This window comes from Luteimonas colneyensis, from assembly GCF_014836665.1.
Classification (GTDB): Bacteria; Pseudomonadota; Gammaproteobacteria; order Xanthomonadales; family Xanthomonadaceae; genus Luteimonas; species Luteimonas colneyensis.
Genome location: NZ_JACSQJ010000002.1, coordinates 87,961 through 112,133, shown reverse-complemented (window position 1 = coordinate 112,133; position 24,173 = coordinate 87,961). Strand labels below are relative to the sequence as shown.

Below are 24,173 nucleotides of genomic sequence, written 5' to 3'. Positions count from 1 at the left end.
CGTCAGGGCCCGGGTTCGTCCCCGGCGATGGCGGTCGCCCCAGGGGGCGCGCCCTCGTCGCAGCGTCGCCGCCACGCTTCCACCTCGCGCACCACGGTCCCGCCTTCGGGCCGTGCCATCGCCACCCGCTGTCCGAGGGCGGTGAACACCGCCAGCGATTCCGCATGCCTCGGGCCATGGCAGCGCATCGCCGCGGCGCTGGCGCGCGCGAGCCAGGCGATCTTGCGCAGCTCGGCGTCGGTGTCGGGCAGGCTGGCCAGGTGGTCCAGCCGGGCCATCGCGCCGCCGGTGCCCTGGCCCGCCTCCAGCTGCGCCAGCGCGAGCTCGGCGCGACGCGTCACCGGGTGCGCGGGACCGTAGGAGGCGCTGGTCAGCGCCACCGCCCGGCGCAGCGCCGCCAGCGCCGCGGCATCGTGGCCGCGCGCCGCCTCCACTTCGCCCACCAGGCGCAGGGTCGCGCCGACCAGCCCGTGGTCCTCGCCGAAGCGCTTGCTGCGCAGGCGCAGCGATTCTTCCAGCAGCGCCGCCGCCCGGGCCTGGTCGCCGGTTTCGTGCAGGACCAGGGCCTCGTTGAACAGCCCGGTGGCCAGCAGGTTGTCCTGGCCCGCCTCGCGCCAGATGGCGGTGGCCTGGCGCAGGCCCGACAGGGCCCCCGCGAAGTCGCCGCGCTCCCAGGCGACGATCGCGAGGCTGTTCGCGTTGCGCGCGACGTCGCTGTGCCGCGGGCCGAGGCGCGCGAGCAGCCAGGCATGGGCGTCGCGGAAGATCGCCTCGGCTTCGCCCAGGCGGCCGTCGTCGACCAGCAGTGCCCCCAGCTGCCGGCGCACGTCCACGGTGGCGTGGTGCTGGGCGCCGCGGATCTGCAGCGCCAGCTCGAGCGCCTTGCGACAGTCGGCCTCGGCCGCCCGCAGGTCCCCGAGGTCGCGGTGCAGGGCGCAGGTGGAGCGCAGGATGTCGATCGCCTGCGGATGGCGTTCGCCGACGCTCGTGCGCAGCAGGTCCAGCGCCGCCCGCTGCTCGCGCAGGGCGAGCGCGCTGTCGCCGCCGGCCGCGCGCAGCACGGCCAGGTCGGACAGGCTCTCGACCACCCCGGCCTCGTGCTGCGGCACCGTGCGGCGGAGCGCGAGCGCGCGCTGGAAGCCGGCGCGCGCGGCTTCGATGTCGCCGGTGTCGCGCTGGCAGCGTGCGAGCTGGCTGTGGAAGTCGGCGGCCAGCGACGGCAGCCGCTCCTGTTCGCGCAGCGCCAGCGGCTGCAGCGGCTGCATCGCCGCGGTGCAGGCGCCGGCCTGCCCGAGCAGGCGGCGCGTGCGGCCCATGTCGGTCGCCGCCTGCAGCCGCAGCCCCGGCGGCGGTGACGCGATCCCGGCGACGATGCGGTCCTGCCGCTGCTGCAGCGCCAGCGCCTGGGCATAGTCGCCCAGGCCCGCGCGCAGGCGTGCGATCACGCCCAGCAGCTCGGCCAGCGCCACCGGCTGCTGCGCAAGCTCGAGTTCGCCGCGGCGCACGCCCTCGTCGAGCAGGCGGCGGATGTCCAGCGGCGCGCCGCCGGGCGTGCTGCCCGCGTTCTCGAACAGGCCGACCATGAAGGTCTGCAGCGCGCGCGCGCGCGCGGCCTGCTGCACCGCCTGCTCCGCCTGCCAGAGCACCACCGCCAGCGCGGCCACCAGCACCGCCGCGATCGCCGTGCCGGTGCCGAGCGCCCAGCGGTGGCGGACGACGTACTTGCGGACGCGGTAGGCCAGGGCCTGCGGCCGCGCCCGCACCGGCCGGCCGTCGAGGTGGCGGCCGATGTCCTGGGCCAGGGCCTCGACCGAGGAATAGCGCTGCTCGGGGGCTTTCGACATCGCCTTGAGCACGATGTTGTCGAGGTCGCCGGCGATGAGGCGGGCTTCGCGCCGCAGCTGTGCCTGGGGACGCACGGTGCCCGGGCGCGGGCGCGCGTCGCCGGCGTCCGCGTCGATGCCGCGCTGCAGCGCCATCGAGGGCCGCATCGGGTCGGCGCTGAGGATCGCCTCCTCCCACTCCGCGTCGCTCGACCGCCGCGGCCGGTAGGGTTTGCAGCCGGCCAGCATCTCGTACAGCACCACGCCCAGCGAATAGATGTCGGTCATGGTGGTGACCGGCTCGCCGCGGACCTGCTCGGGCGCGGCGTAGTGCAGGGTGAAGGCGCGCACGTCGGTGCGCGTGCCATCGCTGCCGACGTCCGGCGTGTCGAGCAGCTTGGCGATGCCGAAGTCGAGCAGGCGCACCTCGTCCAGCGGCGTGACCAGGATGTTCGAGGGCTTGAGGTCGCGGTGCACGATCAGGTTGGCGTGCGCGTGGCTCACCGCCTCGCACACCTGCAGGAACAGGCGCAGCCGGGCCTCGACCGACGGTTCGCGCAGCCGGCACCAGTCGGTGATGGGCTCGCCGTCGACGTAGTCCAGGGCCAGGTAGGGCTGCTGGTCGCTGCTGATGCCGGCGTCGAGCAGGCGTGCGATGTGGGCGTGCTCGAGCCGCGCCAGGATCTGGCGCTCGCGGGTGAAGCGCAGGCGCAGGTTCGGATCGGCCACGCCCGGACGGAGCAGCTTCAGCGCCACGCGGCGCTCGTACAGGCCGTCGGCGCGGCTGGCGAGCCAGACCTGGCCCATGCCGCCCTCGCCGATCATGCGTTCCAGCCGGTAGGGGCCGATCACCGCGTTCGCGCGCGCCAGCGGCAGCTGCGACACCACGGGCTCGGACAGGAAGTCCTCCTGGCCTTCCTCGAGGCCCAGCAGGCCTTCCAGGTCATCGGCCAGCGCGGGGTCGTCCTCGCGCAGCGCGGCCAGGCTCTGCGCCCGCGGCCCCGGCTCCAGCTCGAGCAGGGCGTCGAGCAGCGGGGACAGGCGTTGCCAGCGGTCGGGATCCATCGTCTCGCGCCAGCCGGCGCCCCGTCAGTCCGACTTCAGCGAGGCCAGCAGGTACAGCCTCGCCTTCTGCCAGTCGCGGCGGATGCTGCGCTCCGAGCGCTTCAGCAGCTCCGCGATCTCGACCTCGGACAGTCCGGCGAAATAGCGCAGCTCCACCACCTGGGCCAGCCGCGGGTCGACGCCGGCCAGGCGGGTGAGGGCGACGTCGAGCGCCAGCATGTCCTCGTCCAGGCGCAGGCCGCCCTCGATGTCCTCGGGCAGGTCGGTGACCCGGTGCAGGTCGCCGCCGCGCTTCTGCGCCATGCGCTGGCGGGCGTAGTCCACCACCACGCTGCGCATCGCCGACGCGGCATAGGCGAAGAAGTGCGCGCGGTCGTCGAACTGGGCCTCGCGGCGGCCGATCAGCTTGAGGTAGGCCTCGTGCACCAGCGCGGTGGCGTCGAGCGTCTGCCCGTACTGTCCCGCCAGCTGGCGCCGGGCCATGCTGTGCAGCTCCTGGTACAGCGTCGCCAGCACGCTGTCGAGCGCGACGCGGTCCCCACCGCGGGCGGCATCCAGCAACAGGGTGATCTCAGCGGTTCCGGCCATGGACTCTCCCCTCGAGGGGCGATCATAGCGCCTGCGCTCAGCGCTGGCAGGTGCCGCACCAGACCGTCGCGCGCTGGGCGATGGTGGCCTGGCGCATGGGCCGGCCGCAGCGGGAGCAGGGTTCGCCGCCGCGGCCATAGGCCGAAAGCTCCTGCTCGAAGTAGCCGGGCGCACCGTCCGGGGCCAGGAAGTCGCGCAGGGTGGTCCCGCCGCGGGTGATCGCGCGCGCGAGCACGGTGCGGATCTCGTCGGCGATGCGACCGTAGCGCTCCCGCGACACCTGGCCGGCGGCCCGCAGCGGCGAGACCCCGGCGGCGAACAGGGCTTCGGCGACGTAGATGTTGCCGACCCCCACCACCACCCGCTGGTCCATCAGGAAGGCCTTGACCGGGGCCTTGCGGCCGCGGCTGAGCCGGAACAGGTGTTCGCCGTCGAAGGCGTCGCCCAGCGGCTCCGGTCCGAGCCCGGCCAGCAGCGGATGCACCTCGCCCGGCGCCTGCCACAGCAGGCAGCCGAAGCGGCGTGGGTCGGTGAGGCGCAGCACGCGCCCGGCGCCGTGGCCGGCCAGGGCGATGTCGACGTGGTCGTGCGGCTTCACCGGCGTGTCCGCCGGCAGCACGCGCAGGCTGCCCGACATGCCGAGGTGGAGCACGGCGCTGCCGGCGGCGGTATCGAGCAGCAGGTACTTGGCGCGGCGGCGCACGGCGTCGATGCGCTGCCCGGGCAGGCATTCGCCGACCTCGGGCGGGATCGGCCAGCGCAGGTCCGGCCGGCGCAGCAGCACGCGCTGCACGCGCGCCCCCTCCAGGTGCGGTGCCAGGCCGCGGCGGGTGGTCTCGACTTCGGGCAGCTCGGGCATGGACCCAGCGTGGGGGCGGCCCGGGGCGGTGGCAAGCGGCGCCGGAGGCCGGTTTCGTGAACGAGCAACGCCCCGACGACGGGCCCGGGGTGGCAATCGACGCGTGCGCATTCCATCATGGCGGACGAATTCCCGCACAACTGTCTACGCCATGCCCGCTTCCCTGCTCGACCTCATCGCCGGCGGCCTCGTCCAGTCCAGCATCTGGGGCCTGTTGGCCTACCTGCTGGTGGTCACGCAGCTCACCATCTTCACCGTGACGCTGTACCTGCACCGCAGCCAGACGCACCGCGGCGTCGACTTCCACCCGGTGCTGGCGCACTTCTTCCGCTTCTGGTGCTGGCTTACCACGTCGATGATCGTGAAGGAGTGGGTGGCGATCCATCGCAAGCACCACGCCCGCTGCGAAACCGAGGAAGACCCGCACAGCCCGATGCACAAGGGCATCCGCGAGGTGTTCTGGAAGGGCGCCGAGCTCTACCGCGAGGCGCGCACGCACCGCGCCGACATGGAGCAGTACGGCCGCGGCACGCCCGACGACTGGATCGAGCGCAAGCTGTACACACCGCACGCCAACCTCGGCCCGGTGCTGATGCTGGCGATCAACGCCACCCTGTTCGGCGCGGCCGGCGTCGCGATCTGGGCGATCCAGATGCTGTGGATCCCGTTCTGGGCCGCAGGCGTGGTCAACGGCCTGGGCCACTGGTGGGGCTACCGCAACTTCGAGACCACCGACACCGCCACCAACCTCAGCCCCTGGGGCGTGTGGATCGGCGGCGAGGAGCTGCACAACAACCACCACGCCTTCCCGAGCTCGGCGAAGTTCGCGCTGCGCCGCTGGGAGTTCGACATCGGCTGGGCCGCGATCAAGGGCCTGCAGGCGCTGCGGCTGGCGAAGGTGCTGCGCGTCGCGCCCTCGCTGGACGTGCGCCCGAACATCCACGTGCCCGACGCCGACACCCTCAAGGCACTGCTGGCCCTGCGCTTCCAGGCCATGACCGACTACCAGCGGCGGGTGCTCAAGCCCGCGCTGCGCGAAGAGGCGGCCGGCGCCGGCGCGAAGCTGCGCTCGCTGCTGCCGCGCAGGCTGCGTCGCGGCCTGGTCGACGACGGCCGCTGGCTCAAGCCCGACGCGCGCGAAGAGCTGCGTGACTGGGTCGAACAACGTCCGCGCATCCGCACCCTGGTCGAGTACCGCGCGCGCCTGGCCGCCCTGCTCGAGTCGCGCAGCCACAACGCCGCCGAGTCGCTGGCCAACCTGCAGGCCTGGTGCCGCGAGGCCGAGGCCAGCGGCATCCGTGCGCTGCAGGACTACGCCGCGCGGCTGAAGGGCTACTCGCTGCAGCCGGCGCGCGGCTGAGGCATGCGCGTGCCGGTGCTCGTCGCCTGTTTCGCCGCCGCGGCGCTGCCGGCGGCGGCAGCGGCCCAGGTGATGGCGACGGGCGAGTACCTCGCACGCATGGACGCCGACGGCGACGGCCGCGTGTCGCTGTCCGAGTACCAGGCCTGGATGAGCTACGCCTTCGACGGCATGGACCGCGACGGCGATGGCGTCCTGGCGGCGCATGAGCAGCCCGGCGGCAGGGGACCGCCGCTGGCGCGGGCGGTCCACCTCGCGCGGCTGGCCGAGCGCTTCGGCAGGCAGGATGCCAACGGCGACGGCTGGCTCGACGCCGACGAACTCGCCGCGCCGCCGCGCTAGCGTCCTGCCACGCGTGGGCGCAGCCGCGGTGGCTCGTCGGGACACGTCGTGTCGAACCGGCCTAGGATGTCCGCATGCTCAGGGGAGCTGACGGACCTTGAACGCGACTCCAATCGAACTCGTGGCCACCGTGCTGTTCGCACTCGCGGTGGCCCACACCTTCAGCACGAAGTACTTCCAGCGCCTGGCCGATCGCCAGCCCGCGCATTCCGGCATCTGGCACCTGCTGGCCGAGGTCGAGGTCGTGTTCGGCGCCTGGGCCATGCTCTTCATCGTCGTGATGATGGTGATGGCCGGGCCCTCGCAGGCCACCGCCTACGTGGAATCGCGCAACTTCACCGAGCCGATGTTCGTGTTCGCGATCATGGTGATCGCGGGAACGCGACCGGTCCTCTGGCTCGCCACCCACCTGGTGGATGGCCTGGCGCGCCTGCTGCCGTGGCGCAACGGCCTGGAGTTCTGCTTCAGCGTGCTGGCGCTGGTGCCGCTGCTGGGGTCGTTCATCACGGAGCCGGCGGCGATGACGCTGGCGGCAATGCTGCTGTCCCGCCGCGTCTATGTGGCCGACATCTCGACGCGCGCGCGCTATGCGCTGCTGGGCACGCTGTTCGTGAACATCTCGATCGGCGGCGTGCTGACGCCGTTCGCGGCGCCGCCGGTGCTGATGGTGGCGGGGAAGTGGAACTGGGACCTCGCCTTCATGATGACGCAGTTCGGCTGGAAGGCCGCGCTGGCGGTGGTGGTCAACGCGGCCCTGGTGGTGTTCGTGTTCCGGAAGGAGCTCGGGACCCTGAAGACCGGGGAAGCCGGCACGCGTCCGGACGCGATGCCGCCCTGGATCGTGGCGCTGCACGTGCTTTTCCTCGTCGGGCTCGTGGTGTTCGCGCACCACCCGGCGATGTTCATGGGCATCTTCCTGCTGTTCATGGGCGTGGCCACGGCCTACAGGCGCTATCAGGACCGGCTGATCCTGCGCGAAGGCCTGCTGGTGGCGTTCTTCCTCGCCGGCCTGGTGGTGCTGGGCGGCCAGCAGCGCTGGTGGCTGCAGCCGCTGCTGATGGACATGAGCACCGATGCGGTGTTCTTCGGGGCGGCGGCGCTGACCGCCATCACCGACAACGCCGCGCTGACCTACCTCGGTTCGCTGGTCGAGGGCCTGAGCGAGGAGTTCAAGTACATGCTGGTGGCCGGCGCGGTGGCCGGTGGCGGCCTGACGGTGATCGCGAACGCGCCCAATCCGGCCGGCATGTCGATCGTGCGCCGGCACTTCAGGGACCAGACGGTGCACCCGCTGGGCCTGCTGCTCGCGGCGCTGCCGCCGACGCTGGTCGCGATCGCGGCACTGCGCTGGCTCTAGCCGGCGGCAACGCCGGTCAGCGCCCGCAGGCGTTGCGCAGTACCGGGTCGTCCGCCGCCAGCTGGATCCAGCTGGCGTTCCGCAGTCGGCCCGCTTCGTCCAGCTGGACCTGGTCGAGCAGGTCGGCCCGGCGGTGCGCGGTGCAGTCGTAGACCACCCCGTACTGACGCGTCGGCTCCCAGCGGCCGGCGAGGATGACGCGCGTCAGCACCTGGCCGGGCATGTCGGCGTGGCGCCGGTCGAAGCGGTGGTCGACCGCGATCAGGCGGTTGGTCAGGGGCACGACGTAGGTCCAGGGGCGGTACCAGGACCGCGACTGGTTGGTGGACGCGACTTCGACGCCGTCGGGAAAGGTCCCGGTGGTGCGGTCGAGCCACGAGTATTCCAGCCAGATCGCCATCAGCAGCATCCCGGCACCGGCCGAGGCCGGCACGACCCACTGCGGCAGTCGCCTGCGCAGGGCGATGTTGAGCGAGAGCACGAGGCCGGCCAGGCCGAAGCCGGCGGCGAGGATGGCGATGAATTCCAGCAGCATGGACGTTCCCGATGGGGTGGCAGGGAATTGAAAGCGATTGTAGTCGTGCGCCGCAGCGCGACCGGCGCGCTGGAAACAGGGCGGCCCGCTCCCGTGGCCGGGAGCGGGCCGCGTTTCAGGACATCGTCCGGGTCCTGTGCCGGATCAATGGTGGCCGGTGGCCGCGGACGCTCCGCGGGGAAGGCGGATGTCCTCGACCAGGTGCTGGATGTGCTCCGGCACCGGTGCGGTCATCTTCATCGTGATGTAGGCGGCGATGAAGTTGATCACCGCGCCGAGCGCGCCGAAGGCCAGCGGCGAGATGCCGAACAGCCAGTTGTCGGGCGTGTCGGGCAGCATGTTGGTCCCCGGGATGAAGAACCAGCCCTTGTAGGTGAACAGGTACACGCTGGTGGAGATGAGGCCGGCCAGCATGCCCACGATCGCGCCGGTGGAGTTCATCCGCGTGGAGAAGATGCCCATCATGATCGCCGGGAACAGCGAACTTGCCGCCAGGCCGAACGCGAAGGCCACGGTCTGGGCGGCGAATCCGGGTGGATTCATGCCGAGCCAGGTGGCCACCACGATCGCCGCAGCCATCGAGACGCGCGCGGCCAGCAGTTCGCCCTTCTCGGTGATGTCCGGCTTGAAGGTGCGCTTGATCAGGTCGTGGCTCACCGCCGACGAGATCGCCAGCAGCAGGCCCGCCGCCGTCGACAGCGCCGCCGCGAGGCCACCGGCCGCGATCAGGGCGATCACCCAGCCGGGCAGCTGCGCGATCTCCGGGTTGGCCAGCACCAGGATGTCCTGGTTGAAGGTGACCATCTCGTTGCCCTGCCAGCCGCGCTCGGCCGCCACCGTGGCGAACTCGGCGCTGGACTCGTTGTAGGACTGGATCATGCCGTCGCCGTTCTTGTCCTCGAACTTCAACAGGCCGGTCTGCTCCCAGTTGTGCATCCAGTCCGGGCGCGCGTCATAGGTGAGCGACTCGGCGCGGGTGCCCTCGGGATAGATCGTGGTCAGGATGTTCAGCCGCGCCATCGCGCCCACGGCCGGGGCCACGGTGTAAAGCAGGGCGATGAACACCAGCGCCCAGCCGGCCGACCTGCGCGCGTCGGACACCTTCGGCACGGTGAAGAAGCGGACGATCACGTGCGGCAGGCCCGCGGTGCCGACCATCAGCGACAGCGTGAACAGCGTCATGTTGAGGGTGGAATCGTGCAGCCCGGTGTAGTCGTTGAAGCCCAGGTCCACCAGGATCTGGTCGAGCCGGGCGAGCAGAGGCATGCCGCTGTCGACGTGGGTGGAGAACAGGCCCAGCTGCGGGATCGGGTTGCCGGTCAACTGCAGCGAGATGAACACCGCCGGGATCGTGTAGGCGATGATCAGCACGATGTACTGCGCCACCTGGGTGTAGGTGATGCCCTTCATGCCGCCCAGCACCGCGTACACGAACACCACCGCCGAGGCGATCAGCAGGCCCGTGTTGGTGTCGACCTCGAGGAAGCGAGAGAAGGCCACGCCGGCGCCGGTCATCTGTCCGATCACGTAGGTGATCGAGATCATCAGCAGCGACGCCACCGCCACCAGGCGCGCGGTGCGGCTGTAGTACCGGTCGCCGATGAACTCGGGCACGGTGAAGCGGCCGAACTTGCGCAGGTAGGGCGCCAGCAGCATCGCGAGCAGCACGTAGCCGCCGGTCCAGCCCATCAGGTAGGCCGAATTGCCGTAGCCGACGAAGGCGATCAGGCCGGCCATCGAGATGAACGACGCCGCCGACATCCAGTCGGCCGCGATCGCCATGCCGTTCATGACCGGATTGACGCTGCGGCCCGCGGCATAGAACTCCGACGTCGAGGCCGCGCGCGCCCAGATCGCGATCGCGATGTAGAGCAGGAACGAGCCGCCGACGAAGATGAGATTGAGCGTGAACTGATCCATGGAATGGCCCCTTAGTCTTCTTCGTGCACGTCGTACTCGCGATCGAGCCGGTTCATGTACCAGGTGTAGAACACGATGAGCGCGATGAAGGTCAGGATCGAACCCTGCTGCGCGAACCAGAAGCCCAGGTCGGTGCCGCCAATGCGGATGCCCGCCAGCAGCGGGCGCAGGATGATGCCGAACCCGTATGAAACCAGGGCCCAGATCGCCATGCAGATGAAGATGATCCGCAGGTTGGCTTTCCAGTAATTGCTTGGTGATTTCTCGGACATGTCTGTCTTTGCCCCCTCGGGTGGGTCGATCAGAAGGTGTACTTGACGGTGGTCTGGATGCGCTTGAGGTCGCCCTTGCGGTTGTCCTCGAGTTCGCGCTGGCCCCAGCCGATCTCCGCGCCGATGTCGAGCTTCGGGAACGGCGAATAGATCAGGTTCGCGTGGAAGGACTGCGAGCGCTCGGTCACGCCGAAGCTCTGCACGACGCCGTTGCCGTCGATGATGCTGCCCCAGCCGAACAGGTCGCGGTCGTTGTCGAACTCGGCCACCGAATACATCAGGTTGCTGCGCAGCTTGTCGCTGAACGCGTGGCGCCAGGCCACGAAGCCGCCGCCGCCGTCCTGGGCGTGCAGGTCGCCGTTGGCATCCACCACCGAGTCCGGGCCGATGCCGAAGCCGAGGTAGCGCCCGATGCCGCTGCCGTAGCTGGCCATCCAGCGGATGTCGTCGTTGGCACCGATGTTGAACTTGCCCGACAGGCTGACCGCGGCACCGGTCTCGCTCTCGTCCCCGGACTTGAGCTGGCGCAGCAGGCCGGCGGCGCTGAAGTGGCCCCAGTCGCCCTTCATCACGTAGCGGGCGCTCACGTCGGGCAGCGAATCGCTGCCGCCGGCGTTGTTGCGCGCGCCGGTGGCCACGTTGCCGACCGTGGTCTGCGGGTTCTCCAGCGCGATCGAGAACGGTCCGCTGGTGTAGCGGATCTGCGCCTGGCGGACGAAAGTGGTGCCTTCGGTGACGCCGACGAAGTCCACCGCTTCCGGCAGCGCGGCCACGTCCTGGAAGTTCGACCAAGTCTGGCCGGCCAGCCAGTTGTTCCAGCTCACGTAGGCGTGGCGCAGGGTCAGGCCGTGGGTGTTGGTGTTGACCTCGTTGCCCAGGTTCGAGGTGCCGCCGCCGTACATGTCGGCTTCGATGAAGGCCCGGAACTTGTCGCCGCCCTCGGTGGTGTGGTCGGCGGCGAACCAGAAGCGCGAGAACGCGGCGTGGAAGTCGGTGTAGGGATCCGCGTCGGCCTCGGCGCCGTTGGCGGCCACCGGGATCGTCGAGGGCACGTAGAACATGCGTCCAGCCGAACCCTCGGCGATCGCGCCGTCGCTGGTGTCGGTGACCATGGCGTCGAACTTGATGAAGCCGCCATAGCTGAAGACCGCATCCGGGTTCGCGAGGATCGGCTTGGACTGCAGCGGGCTGGCGGCCGGCTGTGCCACCTGCACTTCGTCCAGCCGGGCCTGGGTCTGGCTGATGCTGTCCTGCTGTTGCTGCTGTGCCTGCAGCAAGGTCTGGATCTGTGCCTCGAGCTGGGCCACGCGGGCCTCCAGCTCCGCTTCCTTCGCGGTCTGCGCGAAGGCCATGCCGGGCGCGGCCAGCGCCACCAGCACGGCGGTTGCGAGCAACTGCCGTGAATTGCGTCGTTTCGTCGTCATTTCTCCCTCCCACAGGACGTCCGCGCAGCGCGCGGTGCCCCGAGCCTGACTGCGGGGCCGGCCCCCGCCTATTCGCCATTGGTCGAATACGCCGGGCTGGTGCCACGCGACCGTGCTAGCGCCGCGCAGCCCCGGGCGCGGTTGAGCGCGGGGCCTGCAGCGCCAGCCAGCACAGGCCGACGGTGACCGCGTCGCCGAGCGCGCTGTGGCGGCCGAGCACGGTGACGCCAAGGCTGTCGGCGATGTGCTGGAAGTCGAGGTTCGGCGGGGCATTGGGCTGCGCGCGGCGCGCCCGTGCCGCAAAGGCATCGGCCAGGTCCACGCGCGGGTTGGGCAGCCCGAAGCCGGTCAGCCCGCGCACGTGCGGCGACAGCATCGCCAGGTCGAAGCCCAGGTGGTAGCCGAGCAGGGTCCGTCCCTGCAGCCAGTGCAGGAACTCGCGCACCGCCGTCGTCACCGAAACGCCCGCGGCGGCCTCGTCGGGCGTGATGCGGTGGTGGCGGATGGAGTCGATGCCGAAGTCGCGGTCGGCGCGGATGCGGCGCTCGAAGCGCTCCGAGGTCAGCACCCGGCCGTCGCGCACGGGCACCGCGGCGAGGCTGAGGATGTGGTCCCGCTTCGGATCCAGCCCGGTGGTTTCCAGGTCCAGGCTGACCCACTCGCCCGGCGGTGCCGGCCGCAGCAGGCCCGCCCACTCGCCGTCGCGGACCTTGCGCTTGAGCCACCAGCGCCGGAACGCGCGCATCCTAGTCACGCAGGTGGAAGCTGCTGCGGACGTGGGCGCGGAAGTCCTTGACCACGTGCAGGGCGTCGCGCATCAGCTCGCGGTCCAGGCGCCGCAGCCGCGCGGGGTCGATGTGGTTGTCGGGCGCGCGGCCTTCGGCCAACGCCGCGAACTGGGCGTCCAGGCGCATGTGCTGGAACACGTTGAGCGCCTGCGGCAGGTCGCGGCCGAGGCCGGGCGAGAGCTCGCCGCACTCGACCAGCGCGGCGCAGCGCTCGCGGCTGCCGGTGGCGGTGATGCCGTGGCGCAGCGCCAGGCAGCGCAGGCCGTGCACCACCGGAAAGATGCCACCCTTCTTGATGTCGGTGCCGGCGCCACCGCTCCTGACCCGGCCGAAGAAGGTCAGCGGGGTAGCGAATTCGAGCGTGGCGCCCGCCAGGTGGTGGAGCAGGATCTCGTCGCGCCCCAGCGCCATCAGCGCGTCCTTGACCGGTGGGAACAGCGCCGCGTTGCCGGCGATCGGCCGCGCATCGAGCGCGATCGACAGGTCCAGCGCGCCCTGCCCGCCGTGCACGTGGCGCCACTGGCCGATGCGCTCCCGCCACTCGCCGCCGCGCATCCGCCAGTGCGGGTTGTCCACCATCACCCGGCCGGGGCAGGGCGGATAGCCGACCTTCGCCAGCCCCGCGCTGAACTGCTCCATCGCCTCGGCGAGCCCGGGCCAGTCGAGGTCGTCGGCCAGCACCAGGGCGTTGTCCTGGTCGGTCTTGAGCAGCTGTTCGCGGCGGCCCTCGCTGCCCATCACCAGCAGGCAGACGCCGTCACGCCGCTCCGCCGGCACCGCCAGCTCGAAGATCCGGCGCATGATCAGGCCGTTGAGCGCGCTGACCAGCTCCATCATGTAGGGGATGCGCGCGCCGTGCAGGTTGAGGCTGCGCACCAGCCGGGTCATGCCCGATGCGGCTTCGGCGATCTCGTCGACGCTCTGCGCGCGCGCCAGGCGCAGGCTGATCAGGTGGGAGTGGCTGGCGAAGTGGGCCAGCACTTCGGCCATGCCCAGGGTGCCCGCCACCCGGCTGCCCTCGGTGACCACCACTCGCTCGATCTGGCGCTCGGTCATCTCGATCAGGGCCTGGAACAGCACTTCGCCGGTGCCGATGGTGGCCAGCGGGCGACTGGCCAGCGGGCCGATCGGGGCGTCCAGCGGCAGGCGCTTGTGGGTCAGCGCTTCCAGCAGGTCGGTACGGGTGACGATGCCCGGCGCGTCCTGCTCCCGGTCATAGACCAGCAGGCAGTCCACGCGGCGTTCGCGCAGGCGGGCGCTCGCATCGGCGATGCTGGTCGCGCCGTCCACGCGCTCGGCCGGCGCCAGGTCGGCCTCGCCGACCCGGATCACCATCAGCTCAGCGGCCTCGCGGCGTTCGCTGCCGCTGGAGAGCCGGCCCTTGGTTGCGAGCCCCTCGTTGAAGTACGCCGCCATGCGCGGGTTGTCGGCCAGCAGCTGGCGGAAGGTGGCGGCCGGGATCAGGTGGCTCAGGCAGTCGCCCTCGGCGCGGTAGCTCAGGCGGGCGCGTCCGGCCATGACCGCCCAGGCGCCGATGACGTCGCCCGGCCCGTAGTCGGCAAAGCGCTCCGCGCGGCCGCGGTCGTCCACCTGGAACGCGTGGACCAGGCCCTTGAGGATGACAACCACGTGCGGCGAATCACGCCCGGCCTCGATCAGGGTGCTGCCGCCGGGATGGAAGCCGATGTCGACGTCCGCCTGCAGGCGCTGGCGACCGGCGTCGTCGAGCAGGTCGAACGGCGGCAGGCTGAGGTCCAGGCCGGGCACGGGATCCATGGCCGCATTGTGCGTCGCCTGCGATGGGCGGTGAATAGACCAAGGTCTAAACCGCGTCGCGCTGCGATGCGGCAAACTGGGGTGGCCACGTTCCAGAGGATGAGCCGCCATGTCCGATCTCTATCCCGTCCCCGAGGACTTCGCCGCGCAGGCCAACGTCACCAGCGCCGACTACGCGCGCGACTACGCCGAGTCGATCCGCGACCCGGACGCGTTCTGGGGCCGCATCGCGCAGCGCCTGGACTGGATGAAGCCGCCGACCCGCGTCCGCGACGTCAGCTTTGACCGCCAGAACTTCCAGATCCGCTGGTTCGCCGATGGCGAGCTCAACGTGAGCGTGAACTGCCTGGATCGCCACCTCGCCGAGCGCGGCGACAAGACCGCGCTGATCTTCGAGCCCGACGGCCCGGATTCGGAGGCCAAACACATCAGCTACCGCGAGCTGCATGCCCGCGTCTGCCGCCTGGGCAACGCCCTGCGCAGCCTCGGCATCGGCAAGGGCGACCGCGTCACCATCTACCTGCCGATGATCGTCGAAGCCGCGGTGGCGATGCTCGCCTGCGCCCGCATCGGCGCGATCCACACCGTGGTCTTCGGCGGCTTCTCCGCCAACTCCATCGCCGACCGCGTCCGCGACAGCGGCGCGAAGCTCATCATCACCGCCGACGAAGGCCTGCGCGGCAGCAAGAAGGTGCCGCTGAAGGCCAACGTCGACGCCGCGCTCAAGCTGCCCGGCACCACCACCGTCGAGACCGTGCTCGTGGTCCGCCACACCGGCGGCGCGGTCGACATGCAGATGCCGCGCGACCGCTGGTACGACGCCGTGGTCGACAGCCAGCCCGACACCTGCGAGCCCGAGCGCATGAACGCGGAGGACCCGCTGTTCATCCTCTACACCTCCGGGTCCACCGGCAAGCCCAAGGGCGTGCTGCACACCACCGGCGGCTACCTGCTGTTCGCCGCCTACACCCACTGGGCGGTGTTCGACATCAAGGACGACGACATCTACTGGTGCACCGCCGACGTCGGCTGGGTCACCGGCCACAGCTACATCGTCTACGGCCCGCTGGCCAACGGCGCCACCTCGCTGATGTTCGAAGGCGTGCCCAGCTATCCCGACGCCTCGCGCTTCTGGCAGGTGGTGGACAAGCACCAGGTCAGCATCTTCTACACCGCGCCCACCGCGATCCGCGCGCTGATGCGCGAGGGCGAAGAGCCGGTGAGGAAGACCTCGCGCAAGTCGCTGCGCCTGCTCGGCAGCGTCGGCGAGCCGATCAATCCCGAAGCCTGGCGCTGGTACTACGACGTCGTCGGCGAGGGCCGCTGCCCGATCGTCGACACCTGGTGGCAGACCGAGAACGGCGGCATCCTGATTTCGCCGCTGCCCGGCGCCTGGGCGACCAAGCCGGGTTCGGCCACGAAGCCCTTCTTCGGCGTGCAGCCGGCGATCGTCGACGCCGCCGGCAACATCCTCGAGGGCGAGTGCGAGGGCAACCTCGTGATCATGGATTCCTGGCCGGGCCAGATGCGCACCGTCTACGGTGACGACCAGCGCTTCTTCGACACCTACTTCGCCGCCTATCCCGGCATGTACTTCACCGGCGACGGCGCACGCCGCGACGCCGACGGCTACTACTGGATCACCGGCCGCGTCGACGACGTGATCAACGTCTCCGGCCACCGCATCGGCACCGCCGAGGTGGAGAGCGCGCTGGTCCTGCATCCCAAGGTGGCCGAGGCCGCGGTGGTCGGCTTCCCGCACGACATCAAGGGCCAGGGCATCTATGCCTACGTGACCCTGGTGGCGGGCGAGGTCGAGAGCGACGAGCTGCTGAAGGAGCTGGTCGCGCACGTGCGCAAGGAGATCGGCCCGATCGCCTCGCCCGACGTCCTGCAGTGGGCGCCGGGGCTGCCGAAGACGCGCTCGGGCAAGATCATGCGCCGCATCCTGCGCAAGATCGCCGAGAACGCGCCCGACCAGCTCGGCGACACCAGCACGCTCGCAGACCCGTCGGTGGTCGACGCGCTGCTGGACAACCGCCGGGGTGCCTGAACGCACGTGGCCACCCTGCTGATTGCCGATGACCACCCCCTGTTCCGCGAAGCGCTGCGGGGGGCGGTCGCACGCGTGCTGCCGGGGGCCACGCTGAAGGAGGCCGACAGCGTCGAGAAGCTCTACGCGCTGGTCGAATCCGAACCCGACGCCGACCTGCTGCTGCTGGACCTCAACATGCCGGGAGCCCATGGCTTCAGCGCCCTGGTGCACCTGCGCGCGCACCATCCGGAGCTGCCGGTGGTGGTGGTGTCGGCGCGCGAAGAGCCGGCGGTGATGCGTCGCGCGCTCGACCACGGCGCCATGGGCTTCATCCCCAAGTCGGTGGATTCCGCCATCCTCGGCCAGGCCCTGGGCCAGGTGCTGGAAGGTGATCGCTGGGCACCGGCGGCGGCGCTGGCCGCGCCCGCGGCCGCGGCCGACGAGCACGACGCCGCACAGCGCGTGGCCGGCCTGACGCCACAGCAGTTCCGCGTCCTGCAGATGCTGGGCGAGGGCCTGCTCAACAAGCAGATCGCCTTCGAGCTGAAGGTGTCGGAGGCCACCATCAAGGCCCACATGACCGCGATCCTGCGCAAGCTCGGCGCCAGCAACCGCACCCAGGCGGTGCTGATCGCCGGCAAGCTGGCGCTGGAGCCGGGTGCGCTGGCGCCGCAGCCCGACGAGCCCGACTGAGCTCAGCCCTCCTGCGCGGGGGCGGCCAGGCGCTGCTGCACCTCGTCCCGCAGCTGCGCCAGCTCCACTTCCGCCTGCTGGCGCGCCTGCATGCCCTCGCGGTGGATGTCGCGGACCTCCTCCACGGTCTGGATCAGCTGCTCGTGGACGTGGCGCAGGGTGGCGATGTCGATCACCGCGCGCTGGTTGGCCTTGGCGGTCTCGACCGAGGTCTGGCGCATCAGGTCGGCGTTTTTGCGCATGATCTCGTTGGTGGCGTCGTCGATCGCGTTGGACAGCTCGACGGCGTTCTTCTGCTCGTCGAGCGAAAGCTGGATCGCGAACTGGCGCTTCCACGAGGGAATGGTGACGTTGCGCACCGCGCTGAACTTCTCGATCAGCTGGATCGCGTTGGCCTGGATCAGGCGGATCATCGGCAGCGACTGGTCGGCGGCGTGCTGCATCACCGTCAGGTCGCCGACGCGCTTGTCGAGCAGGCGGATCGCGGTCTCGACGCCGGCGCGGCGGTCGCGCGAGACGGGATCCTCCAGGCCGGCCAGCGACCGCTGTTCGGCGGCCAGCTCGGCCAGCCGCTGCTTGCCGGCGGCGACGTGCAGGCCAAGGGCATGGCGCTCCTCGCGCACGATCTCGTGCATGCGGTCGAACTCGCCCACGCGCCTGGCCTGCGCGTCCTGCTTCTGCGCCACGTCGCGCATCAGCTGCTCGATCTGCTGGTTGGTGCTGCTGAACTTCTGCACCAGGTCGTCCTTCGAGGCGCGCAGGCGGTCGATCAGGCCACCGATCACCGGGACCTTCGATCGGCCGGCGAAGCTGTCCAGGTCCAGCGAGCGCGCGATGCGCACCACTTCGCCCAGCTTGCTGCCGGCCTCGTCGAGGTCGCTGTTGCGCACCTGGTCGAGCATGCGGCTGGAGAAGGCCGCGGTCTTGCTGGCGGCCTCGCGGCCGAACACGTGCAGGTTGCCGGGGCTGATGTCCTGCAGCGACCTGGCGATCTCGGCGATGGCGCCGCTGTCGTCGGCCGTCAGGCCCAGGGCCTTGAGCGTGGCGTCGTCGAGCACCTCGGCGGCGGGGACGAGGGCGCCGGTGTCGTTGGGGTCCTGGCTCATGCGGGTTCTCCGTGGGTGTCTGTCGTCGTTGGCGGCAAGGCCGCCGGTTCACGCGGGAGCGGCCATGGCCGCGGCCCGGTCGCCGTTCAGTCGAGTCTAGCGGCCATCGCATCCACTTCCGATTCGATGGCCGCCCAGGCCTGCGCCGCGGCGGCGCTGCGCGCGCGACCGGCGCGGCCCGCTTCGGCCAGCGCCTGCTGGCGCCAGGCCGGAAGCAGCACGTCGCGGATGCGCCGGTAGCGTGCCAGCAGTTCGAGGTCCTGGGCCTGCAGCAGGGCCAGCTGCTGCAGGCCCTGCTCGCGGGTGGCCTGCACGATGGCGAGCTGGTCGAGGCGGCGCTCGAGGTTCGCGCGCGGCGTGGAGGTGGGCAGGGCCGGGAGGCCGCCGGCCGCGGTGCCGGTGCGGTCGTCGGGCTGCGCGGCCAGCCAGTCACGCGCGCGGGCAATCGCGGCGCCGATGCCGGCGATCACGCCGGCGGCTTCGTCCTGGAGCCGCCGCAGGGTCTCGCCGCGGGCTTCAAGGTCGGCGGCGCTGCGGTCGGCGGCGGCGACCAGGGTGCCCATGCGGGCCCGCAGCCCGGCCGCTTCGGACTCGGCCAGCACGTCGCGGCCGAGCAGGCGACCGAGCAGCCCCACGCCGCGGCGGGCGCTGCGCGGGTCGTGCGCCTGCAGCGCGCGGCGCAGCTCGTCGAGGCGCGCGACCAGGCTGCCGGCGGCGGCCGGATCCAGCGCCGCGTTGATGCGCGCCTCCAGCCCCTCGTCGAGGACGTCCTGGCCGTAGCGCAGCACGGCCAGGGCATCGTCGAGATCGACCGGCGGCCCGGCCTGCGGTCCGGGCGTGCTCACATGTCGTCCGGGCTTTCGCCGTTGCGGATGCGCAGCTGGCGCAGCAGCTCCTCCAGCTCGATCTCCTGTGCGGTCGGACTGCGCTTGCGGCGCTGCGCGGGCGCCGCGGCCGTCGCCAGGGATGCCTCGAGCCTGGTGCGCAGCAGGTCGAGGATGCGGACCAGGGCGGAATTGAGCTCGGCCTGGCGCTCGGCCCCGCCGGAAAGATGCAGCAGCACCGGCTCGAAGGCGCCGCGCATCGCTTCAGGCAGGGCCTGCAGGAGGGCCGGGATCGCCATGCCGGCGTCGCGGTCGCCCTGGCGGTCCGCACTGTCGGTGGCCGCCGTGTCCGCACGCAGCGAGGCCAGCAGTTGTTCCCAGGGCACCTCGGCCTGCGTTGGCGCCGCCGCGCGCGCGTCCTGCAGCGACTCCAGGTTCGCGGCGATGTCGGCCAGCTGCGCGACCACGCGCGCGCCGGTATCGGCGTCCTCGCCGCCCATGGCCTTGTTGCGCAGGAAGTCGCGCTTCACCTGCGCCCAGCGCCCGGACTGCGCCTCGGTCATGGTCCCGCGCAGCTCGGCCAGCTTGAGCAGGTTCTCCTCGGCGCCGGTGGTCAGCAGCTGCGACTCGCCCATGTAGTGATCGGCGATGAGCTGCTGCAGCTCGGCGGCATTCATCACCGGCGAGACCTTCTCGGCCAGCTTGTTCATGTTGCGATAGCTGCCCTGCAGCTTGAACGGCGGCTCGGTGCGGTAGCGGTCGGCCTGCGCGGCGCTGGCGATGTACTGCTGGTTGACGCGGTAGACCACGTCGCGCACCTGCATCAGCCGCTGCAGCGTGGCGACGATCTCGTTGACCTCGGCGCCGCTGTAGGCGTGCGAGAGGGCGTTGGTGGAGACGTCGCGGCCTTCGGCCTTCTCCACCAGCAGGTGCAGGTCAGCCAGGTCGCGCGTGGCCAGCGGCGCCAGCACCGGGCTCGAGGTCAGGCTGTTCTCGATGTAGCTGAGCTTGAAGGCCTCCTCCATGCCGCCGAGCACGTCGCCGAGGTTGTAGATGTCGGCGCGGTTGGCGAGCATGTCCGGGATCCGGAACACCTCGCCCGACTCCGTGTACGGATTGCCGGCCATGACCACGCAGAACTTCTTGCCGCGCATGTCGTAGGTCTTCGTGCGGCCCTTCCACACGCCCTCGATGCGCCGCGTGCCGTCGCACAGCGAGATGAATTTCTGCAGGAACCCGGGATGGGTGTGCTGGATGTCGTCGACGTACAGCATGGTGTTGTTGCCCATCTCCAGCGCCAGGTTGAGCTTCTCCAGCTCCTGGCGCGAGGTGGCGTCCGGCGCCTGCTCCGGATCCAGCGACTTCACCTCGTGGCCCAGCGCCGGGCCGTTGATCTTCATGAAGACCAGGCCCAGGCGGTTGGCCACGTACTCCATCAGCGTGGTCTTGCCGTAGCCCGGCGGCGAGATGAGCATCAGCAGGCCCATCAGGTCGCTGCGCTTGTCCTCGCCCACGGTGCCCATCTGCTTGGCGAGGTTGTCGCCGATGATCGGCAGGTACACCTGGTCGAGCAGCTTGTTGCGCACGAAGGAGCTCAGCGGGCGCGCCCTGAACTCGGACAGGCGCAGCGCCTCGCGCTCGCGGCTGGCGATGCGCTGGCGGATGGCCTGGTAGCCCTCGAAGCCGGGAATGAAGTGCTCGCGGTGGTGGCGGAAGCGCAGCAGGAAGTCGTCGACCGGTAGCTCCATGCGCCCGCCCTCGATCCGCGGATGCTGGCCGAGCAGGCCTTCGACGCGGGCGATCAGGCTGGCGTCGACGATGCGGTGGCGCAGCGCATCGCCGGTGAGCAGCAGGGCGATGGCCTCGGGCACGTAGCCGGCGAGTTCCGCGTGTCCGCCGCTGGCACACATCGCACGCAGCCACTGCGCGGCCAGCGCCCACTGCGCACCGGGTCGATCGGAGAGATGCTCCAGCGAGCGGTCGAAGACCTCCTCCATGTCCGCGGCCTGCAGCTTCGCGCGCAGCGCATCCACGAGCTCGCGGGCGTAGTGGCTGAAACCGAAGGTGGGGTCGCCGCCGCGCAGCTCCTCGAGCAGGTAGTCGGCGCCGATGCCGGCCAGCGAGGCCTCGACCGGCAGCGCATGCTCGGCGACGAAGCCGGCCAGTGCCGCCGCGATCTCCGTGCGCAGCGCGTCCAGCGCCTCGCGCGAGCCGAACAGGCTGCGCACGGCCCCGGCACCGACGGCGCGCTGCGGCCAGGCCGCCGCGTCGGCATTGTTCCTGAGCTGCCGCCAGCCCAGCAGCGCCAGCGCGCGCGCTTCCGCCGCGTGCACCAGCGCCCCGGCGCCGCGATACAGCGGCAGCAGGGCGCGCAGCAGCAGCGCGGCGTCGTGGTCGTGGATGCCCTTCTCGTAGCCCTCGCGGTAGCGCGGGGCGGCGAAGTCGCGGACCAGGCGTTCCAGCGCCTGCGGGTCGGCGGCCGCGTGTTCGAGCGTATCCATGTCCAGCCCGTCGCGGCCGTGGCGCGCGGCGTCGAGCACCAGGCCGGCCAGGTACTCGCCGCGCGACAGCGCCGCGGACTCGGACTCCAGCGTCACCTGCCACCAGTCGCGCAGGGCCTCGAGCTCGGGATCGTGCAGGGTCTCGTAGTAGTCGGTGCCGGTGAGGTGGATCGCCAGCGCGTCGCCGCGCGGCAGGATGGTCAGGTCCAGCGGCTGGGTGTTGACGCTGAAGCGGTGGCGCGGCCCGAGGCGGATCACGCTGCCGCCGTCCTCGAACAGGTCGCTGCGGTCGCGCAGGCTGCGCACCGCCTGGTCGCGCACGCCCTTCAGGCGCGCCTCGACGTCGTCGGCCTTGACGCTGTCGCGCAGCTCGCGCAGGCGCCCGGCCAGCTCGCGCAGCTTGAGGACCAGCGGATCGCCGGCGAAGAAGGCGTTGAGCTCGTCGGCGCCGGTGAAGCGCTCGGTGCGCCGCGGCAGGCCGTCGAGGATGCGCGCGGCGGCGTCGAACACCGCCTGCGCGCGGCGCTGGCGATCGTCGAGCAGGGCCTGCTTGTGCGCCTCGAAGGTATCGAGCAGCTCCTCGCGCTTGGCGAGGATGTCGCCGAGGAACTGCTCGTGCTCGCCGAACTGGCTCTCCAGCTCCTCCAGCTGCACCATCAGCCGCGACAGCTGTTCGTCGGCGCGCTCGGGATCGGTGGCCAGTCCCAGCGCGCTGGCGATCGACTGGCCGAACAGCGTGAACTGGGCGCCGAACTGGGCCACGGCCTCGGCCGAGCCCAGGCTGCGGCGCTTCTGCCCGGCGCGCGCGCGGGCCTGGTTGAGGCGGGCGTAGATCGCCGAGATCGCCTCGACCACGGCGGTGCGCCGGGTGGCGTCGTCGACCTTCAGGCTGGCCATCAGCTCGGACAGCATGTCGAGCTCGGCCGACATCGCGTGCAGGCCTTCGAGCGCGGCGTCGAGCGCGCGCGCGGTCTCCGCCGCATGCGCGTCCGCGTCGAGCTGCTTCAGGCGCTCGTGGAAGGCCTGCAGCGCCCGGTCGCCGCCGAGGAACCCGCCGGTGGCGCTGCCGATGGCGTCGTGCGCCTCCTGCAGCTCCGCGCCCATGGCGTCGATGGCGGCGGTGTCGATGTAGCGCAGCTCGCGGATGGTCAGCAGCTGGCCGCGCTGGCGCGAGATCTCCTGCAGCGCCTCGACGTACTCGCCGATGCCGCTCCAGTTCTCCGGCCTGAGCCGTCCGAGCAGGGCGCGATGCGCCGCGCTGGCCCGGGCCATGGCCGCGTCGGACTGGCGGCGGATGTCCTCGACCTTCTCGTACTCGTCGAGCACCGACTCGCCGGTGGCGCTGATCGCGCGCAGCAGTTCGGCCGCGCCGTCGCAATGGGCGTCGTCGATCCAGTGATGGGCGTCGAACATGCGCCGGGCGTCCTCGACCAGCCGCTGGTAGCGCTGCAGCGAGGCCGCCGGGTCGTCGATGGTCCGCGCCAGCTCCAGCAGGTCGGAGATGCCGCGCACCAGCGCGGCGTTGCCGATCCGGCCCATGAAGCTGGTGCCCGGCGGGCGCTGCGCGGCGTATTCCTCGCTGGTGAAGGGCGTGCGCCAGACCTGCATCGGGTGGATGCGCGTGGGCGCGTCGCCCTCGGCGTGGAACAGCACCATGCGGCCGTCGGCCAGCAGCGCGTAGCCGTGGCCGAACACCGGGTTCTGCAGCGCGCGCCGGATCGAGTTGTAGACGAACAGCGCCGAGCGCCCGGCCTCGCGGTCGTAGAAGACGTACATGACGTCCTCGCCGTTGGGCGAGCGCAGGCTGCGCTTGAACTGCATGCCGTCCATCTGCGCGTCGAAGGCCTTGTGCTCGCCGTTCTGCAGGTAGTAGCCGCCGGGGAACACGATGCCGTGGTCCTCCGGCAGCTGCACGCAGGCCTGCACGATGGCGTCGATGCGGGTCACGGTGCCGGTGATCGTGTTGTAGACCAGGCCGCGCCACGCGGTCTCGCGGTAGGGCAGCACCTTCAGCAGCAGCAGCGGGCCGACGCGGGCGAAGTCGATGGTGGCGTCGTCCAGCGACTGGGTCGCGTCCTCCACCGGCTCGCTGTACACGCCTTGGCCGGTGTCGGTGTTGTTCTCGACCTTGACCGTGAGGTCGCCGCCGGTAGTCTCGACGAAGACGGTGTCGAGGATGTTGAGGTGCGGGTGGCGGCCGGTCTCCTCGAGGTCGCGGGTGGCGCGGGTCCACTCGAAGTCGAAGGCCGGCGGCAGGGCGATGTCGCGCTCGCCGCGGGTATCGATCCAGCTGATCGCGCCGTCGCTGGCGATCGCCCAGCGGAACACGCGCACGTCGCTGCTGCGCTCGCCGATCTGGAACGCCGCCAGCAGCCTGCCGTCGCGCACGATCAGCTGCAGCAGGCGGGCGTGCTTGTAGTAGGCGTAGAGCTCGGTGAAGTCGCGCACGAAGCCGGGGTCGGCCAGGAACGTGCCCTTGAAGTCCACCGGGGTGACGTCGTAGCCGTCGGGGCCCTCGACCAGGCGATAGAGGCCGAACACGTCCTCGATGCGGGTCTGCGTCTTCAGGCCGATGTAGACGTTGTAGCCGAACAGCAGCAGGTCGCCGCCGACCTGGACGATGTCGCGGCCGACGCAGTTGTTCTCCGTGCGGATGCGGAAGCGCCCGGCGACCTCCATCCGGCTGTCGCCGAACTCCTCCAGGCGGCGGGCGTTGAGCCCGTCGACGATGCCGCGCAGCCGCGCGCCCTGTTCGCCGAGGCGGCGGCGCAGGACCTCGTAGGCGCCGCCCTGGGCCACGGCCTGGTCGACGGCGGCGGAAGCGCCGGCGTCGACGCTGGCCTGCGCGGACTCGCTGCTGGTGTTGGGTTCGGTCATCGGCTGCGTTGTTCCCGTGCTTCGAAGG

Annotated in this window: 17 protein-coding genes; 5 read left to right on the top strand and 12 right to left on the bottom strand. The window is 71.2% G+C overall.

What is annotated here, in order from left to right; genetic code table 11:
• Nucleotides 1-2: 2 nt before the first annotated feature.
• The 3 genes from H9645_RS04570 to mutM are packed head-to-tail and all read right to left on the bottom strand — an operon-like array spanning nt 3 to nt 4,335.
• Nucleotides 3-2,888, bottom strand: coding sequence for a serine/threonine-protein kinase (locus H9645_RS04570; RefSeq protein ID WP_191728561.1), 2,886 nt, complete (start codon nt 2,886-2,888; stop codon nt 3-5).
• A gap of 24 nt (nt 2,889-2,912) precedes the next feature.
• Nucleotides 2,913-3,476 (bottom strand): ECF-type sigma factor, encoded by a 564-nt coding sequence (locus H9645_RS04565; protein WP_189498298.1) that lies wholly within the window; start codon nt 3,474-3,476, stop codon nt 2,913-2,915.
• Between the two features lie 37 nt (nt 3,477-3,513).
• On the bottom strand, nt 3,514-4,335 hold the full coding sequence (gene mutM, locus H9645_RS04560) for a bifunctional DNA-formamidopyrimidine glycosylase/DNA-(apurinic or apyrimidinic site) lyase (protein WP_191728560.1): 822 nt from the start codon (nt 4,333-4,335) through the stop codon (nt 3,514-3,516).
• A gap of 151 nt (nt 4,336-4,486) precedes the next feature.
• On the opposite strand from mutM, the gene H9645_RS04555 reads away from it, so the two are divergent.
• The 3 genes from H9645_RS04555 to H9645_RS04545 all read left to right on the top strand — a co-directional run bounded on the left by H9645_RS04555 (nt 4,487) and on the right by H9645_RS04545 (nt 7,394).
• Nucleotides 4,487-5,695 carry a DesA family fatty acid desaturase gene (locus H9645_RS04555; protein ID WP_191728559.1) on the top strand — a complete coding sequence of 403 codons (1,209 nt, stop codon included), beginning with the start codon at nt 4,487-4,489 and terminating at the stop codon, nt 5,693-5,695.
• Between the two features lie 3 nt (nt 5,696-5,698).
• Nucleotides 5,699-6,037: an EF-hand domain-containing protein gene (locus tag H9645_RS04550; RefSeq protein ID WP_191728558.1), complete on the top strand. Its 339-nt coding sequence runs from the start codon at nt 5,699-5,701 to the stop codon at nt 6,035-6,037.
• A gap of 97 nt (nt 6,038-6,134) precedes the next feature.
• The gene (locus H9645_RS04545; protein WP_191728557.1) at nt 6,135-7,394 is read left to right on the top strand and encodes a putative Na+/H+ antiporter; all 1,260 of its coding nucleotides are present in this window, start codon (nt 6,135-6,137) and stop codon (nt 7,392-7,394) included.
• Nucleotides 7,395-7,410: 16 nt separating this feature from the next.
• On the opposite strand, the gene H9645_RS04540 is transcribed toward H9645_RS04545, so the two are convergent.
• The 6 genes from H9645_RS04540 to H9645_RS04515 all read right to left on the bottom strand — a co-directional run bounded on the left by H9645_RS04540 (nt 7,411) and on the right by H9645_RS04515 (nt 14,109).
• Nucleotides 7,411-7,929, bottom strand: a complete 519-nt coding sequence (locus H9645_RS04540; protein ID WP_191728556.1) for a hypothetical protein — start codon at nt 7,927-7,929, stop codon at nt 7,411-7,413.
• Between the two features lie 144 nt (nt 7,930-8,073).
• A complete protein-coding gene (locus H9645_RS04535) occupies nt 8,074-9,849 on the bottom strand; it encodes a sodium:solute symporter family protein (RefSeq protein ID WP_191728555.1) in 1,776 nt (591 codons plus the stop codon).
• A gap of 11 nt (nt 9,850-9,860) precedes the next feature.
• Complete coding sequence (locus H9645_RS04530; protein WP_191728554.1) at nt 9,861-10,121, bottom strand: DUF4212 domain-containing protein; 261 nt, start codon at nt 10,119-10,121, stop codon at nt 9,861-9,863.
• Between the two features lie 29 nt (nt 10,122-10,150).
• Nucleotides 10,151-11,545 (bottom strand): DcaP family trimeric outer membrane transporter, encoded by a 1,395-nt coding sequence (locus H9645_RS04525; RefSeq protein ID WP_191728553.1) that lies wholly within the window; start codon nt 11,543-11,545, stop codon nt 10,151-10,153.
• 115 nt (nt 11,546-11,660) lie between these two features.
• A complete protein-coding gene (locus tag H9645_RS04520; protein WP_191728552.1) occupies nt 11,661-12,290 on the bottom strand; it encodes an exonuclease domain-containing protein in 630 nt (209 codons plus the stop codon).
• Between the two features lies 1 nt (nt 12,291).
• Nucleotides 12,292-14,109 (bottom strand): putative nucleotidyltransferase substrate binding domain-containing protein, encoded by a 1,818-nt coding sequence (locus H9645_RS04515; RefSeq protein ID WP_191728551.1) that lies wholly within the window; start codon nt 14,107-14,109, stop codon nt 12,292-12,294.
• 109 nt (nt 14,110-14,218) lie between these two features.
• Here H9645_RS04515 and acs point away from each other — a divergent pair, with 109 nt between their 5' ends.
• Together acs and H9645_RS04505 are read left to right on the top strand one after the other, a co-directional pair.
• Nucleotides 14,219-16,162, top strand: coding sequence for an acetate--CoA ligase (gene acs / locus H9645_RS04510; RefSeq protein ID WP_191728550.1), 1,944 nt, complete (start codon nt 14,219-14,221; stop codon nt 16,160-16,162).
• A gap of 6 nt (nt 16,163-16,168) precedes the next feature.
• Nucleotides 16,169-16,837, top strand: a complete 669-nt coding sequence (locus tag H9645_RS04505; protein ID WP_191728549.1) for a response regulator — start codon at nt 16,169-16,171, stop codon at nt 16,835-16,837.
• A 2-nt stretch (nt 16,838-16,839) separates the two neighbouring features.
• On the opposite strand, the gene H9645_RS04500 is transcribed toward H9645_RS04505, so the two are convergent.
• The 3 genes from H9645_RS04500 to H9645_RS04490 all read right to left on the bottom strand — a co-directional run bounded on the left by H9645_RS04500 (nt 16,840) and on the right by H9645_RS04490 (nt 24,145).
• Complete coding sequence (locus tag H9645_RS04500) at nt 16,840-17,943, bottom strand: toxic anion resistance protein (protein WP_191728548.1); 1,104 nt, start codon at nt 17,941-17,943, stop codon at nt 16,840-16,842.
• Between the two features lie 86 nt (nt 17,944-18,029).
• A complete protein-coding gene (locus H9645_RS04495) occupies nt 18,030-18,788 on the bottom strand; it encodes a hypothetical protein (RefSeq protein WP_191728547.1) in 759 nt (252 codons plus the stop codon).
• Complete coding sequence (locus H9645_RS04490; RefSeq protein ID WP_191728546.1) at nt 18,785-24,145, bottom strand: DNA repair ATPase; 5,361 nt, start codon at nt 24,143-24,145, stop codon at nt 18,785-18,787. Before H9645_RS04490 ends, H9645_RS04495 begins: the two co-directional genes overlap by 4 nt.
• Between the last annotated feature and the right edge of the window lie 28 nt (nt 24,146-24,173).

What these genes read in the sequence shown, in the direction of transcription:
- H9645_RS04570 (WP_191728561.1), bottom strand. Translation starts at nt 2,888, where the DNA reads ATGGATCCCGACCGCTGGCAACGCCTGTCCCCGCTGCTCGACGCCCTG.
- H9645_RS04565 (WP_189498298.1), bottom strand. Translation starts at nt 3,476, where the DNA reads ATGGCCGGAACCGCTGAGATCACCCTGTTGCTGGATGCCGCCCGCGGT.
- mutM (WP_191728560.1), bottom strand. Translation starts at nt 4,335, where the DNA reads ATGCCCGAGCTGCCCGAAGTCGAGACCACCCGCCGCGGCCTGGCACCG.
- H9645_RS04555 (WP_191728559.1), top strand. Translation starts at nt 4,487, where the DNA reads ATGCCCGCTTCCCTGCTCGACCTCATCGCCGGCGGCCTCGTCCAGTCC.
- H9645_RS04550 (WP_191728558.1), top strand. Translation starts at nt 5,699, where the DNA reads ATGCGCGTGCCGGTGCTCGTCGCCTGTTTCGCCGCCGCGGCGCTGCCG.
- H9645_RS04540 (WP_191728556.1), bottom strand. Translation starts at nt 7,929, where the DNA reads ATGCTGCTGGAATTCATCGCCATCCTCGCCGCCGGCTTCGGCCTGGCC.
- H9645_RS04535 (WP_191728555.1), bottom strand. Translation starts at nt 9,849, where the DNA reads ATGGATCAGTTCACGCTCAATCTCATCTTCGTCGGCGGCTCGTTCCTG.
- H9645_RS04530 (WP_191728554.1), bottom strand. Translation starts at nt 10,121, where the DNA reads ATGTCCGAGAAATCACCAAGCAATTACTGGAAAGCCAACCTGCGGATC.
- H9645_RS04525 (WP_191728553.1), bottom strand. Translation starts at nt 11,545, where the DNA reads ATGACGACGAAACGACGCAATTCACGGCAGTTGCTCGCAACCGCCGTG.
- H9645_RS04520 (WP_191728552.1), bottom strand. Translation starts at nt 12,290, where the DNA reads ATGCGCGCGTTCCGGCGCTGGTGGCTCAAGCGCAAGGTCCGCGACGGC.
- H9645_RS04515 (WP_191728551.1), bottom strand. Translation starts at nt 14,109, where the DNA reads ATGGATCCCGTGCCCGGCCTGGACCTCAGCCTGCCGCCGTTCGACCTG.
- acs (WP_191728550.1), top strand. Translation starts at nt 14,219, where the DNA reads ATGTCCGATCTCTATCCCGTCCCCGAGGACTTCGCCGCGCAGGCCAAC.
- H9645_RS04500 (WP_191728548.1), bottom strand. Translation starts at nt 17,943, where the DNA reads ATGAGCCAGGACCCCAACGACACCGGCGCCCTCGTCCCCGCCGCCGAG.
- H9645_RS04490 (WP_191728546.1), bottom strand. Translation starts at nt 24,145, where the DNA reads ATGACCGAACCCAACACCAGCAGCGAGTCCGCGCAGGCCAGCGTCGAC.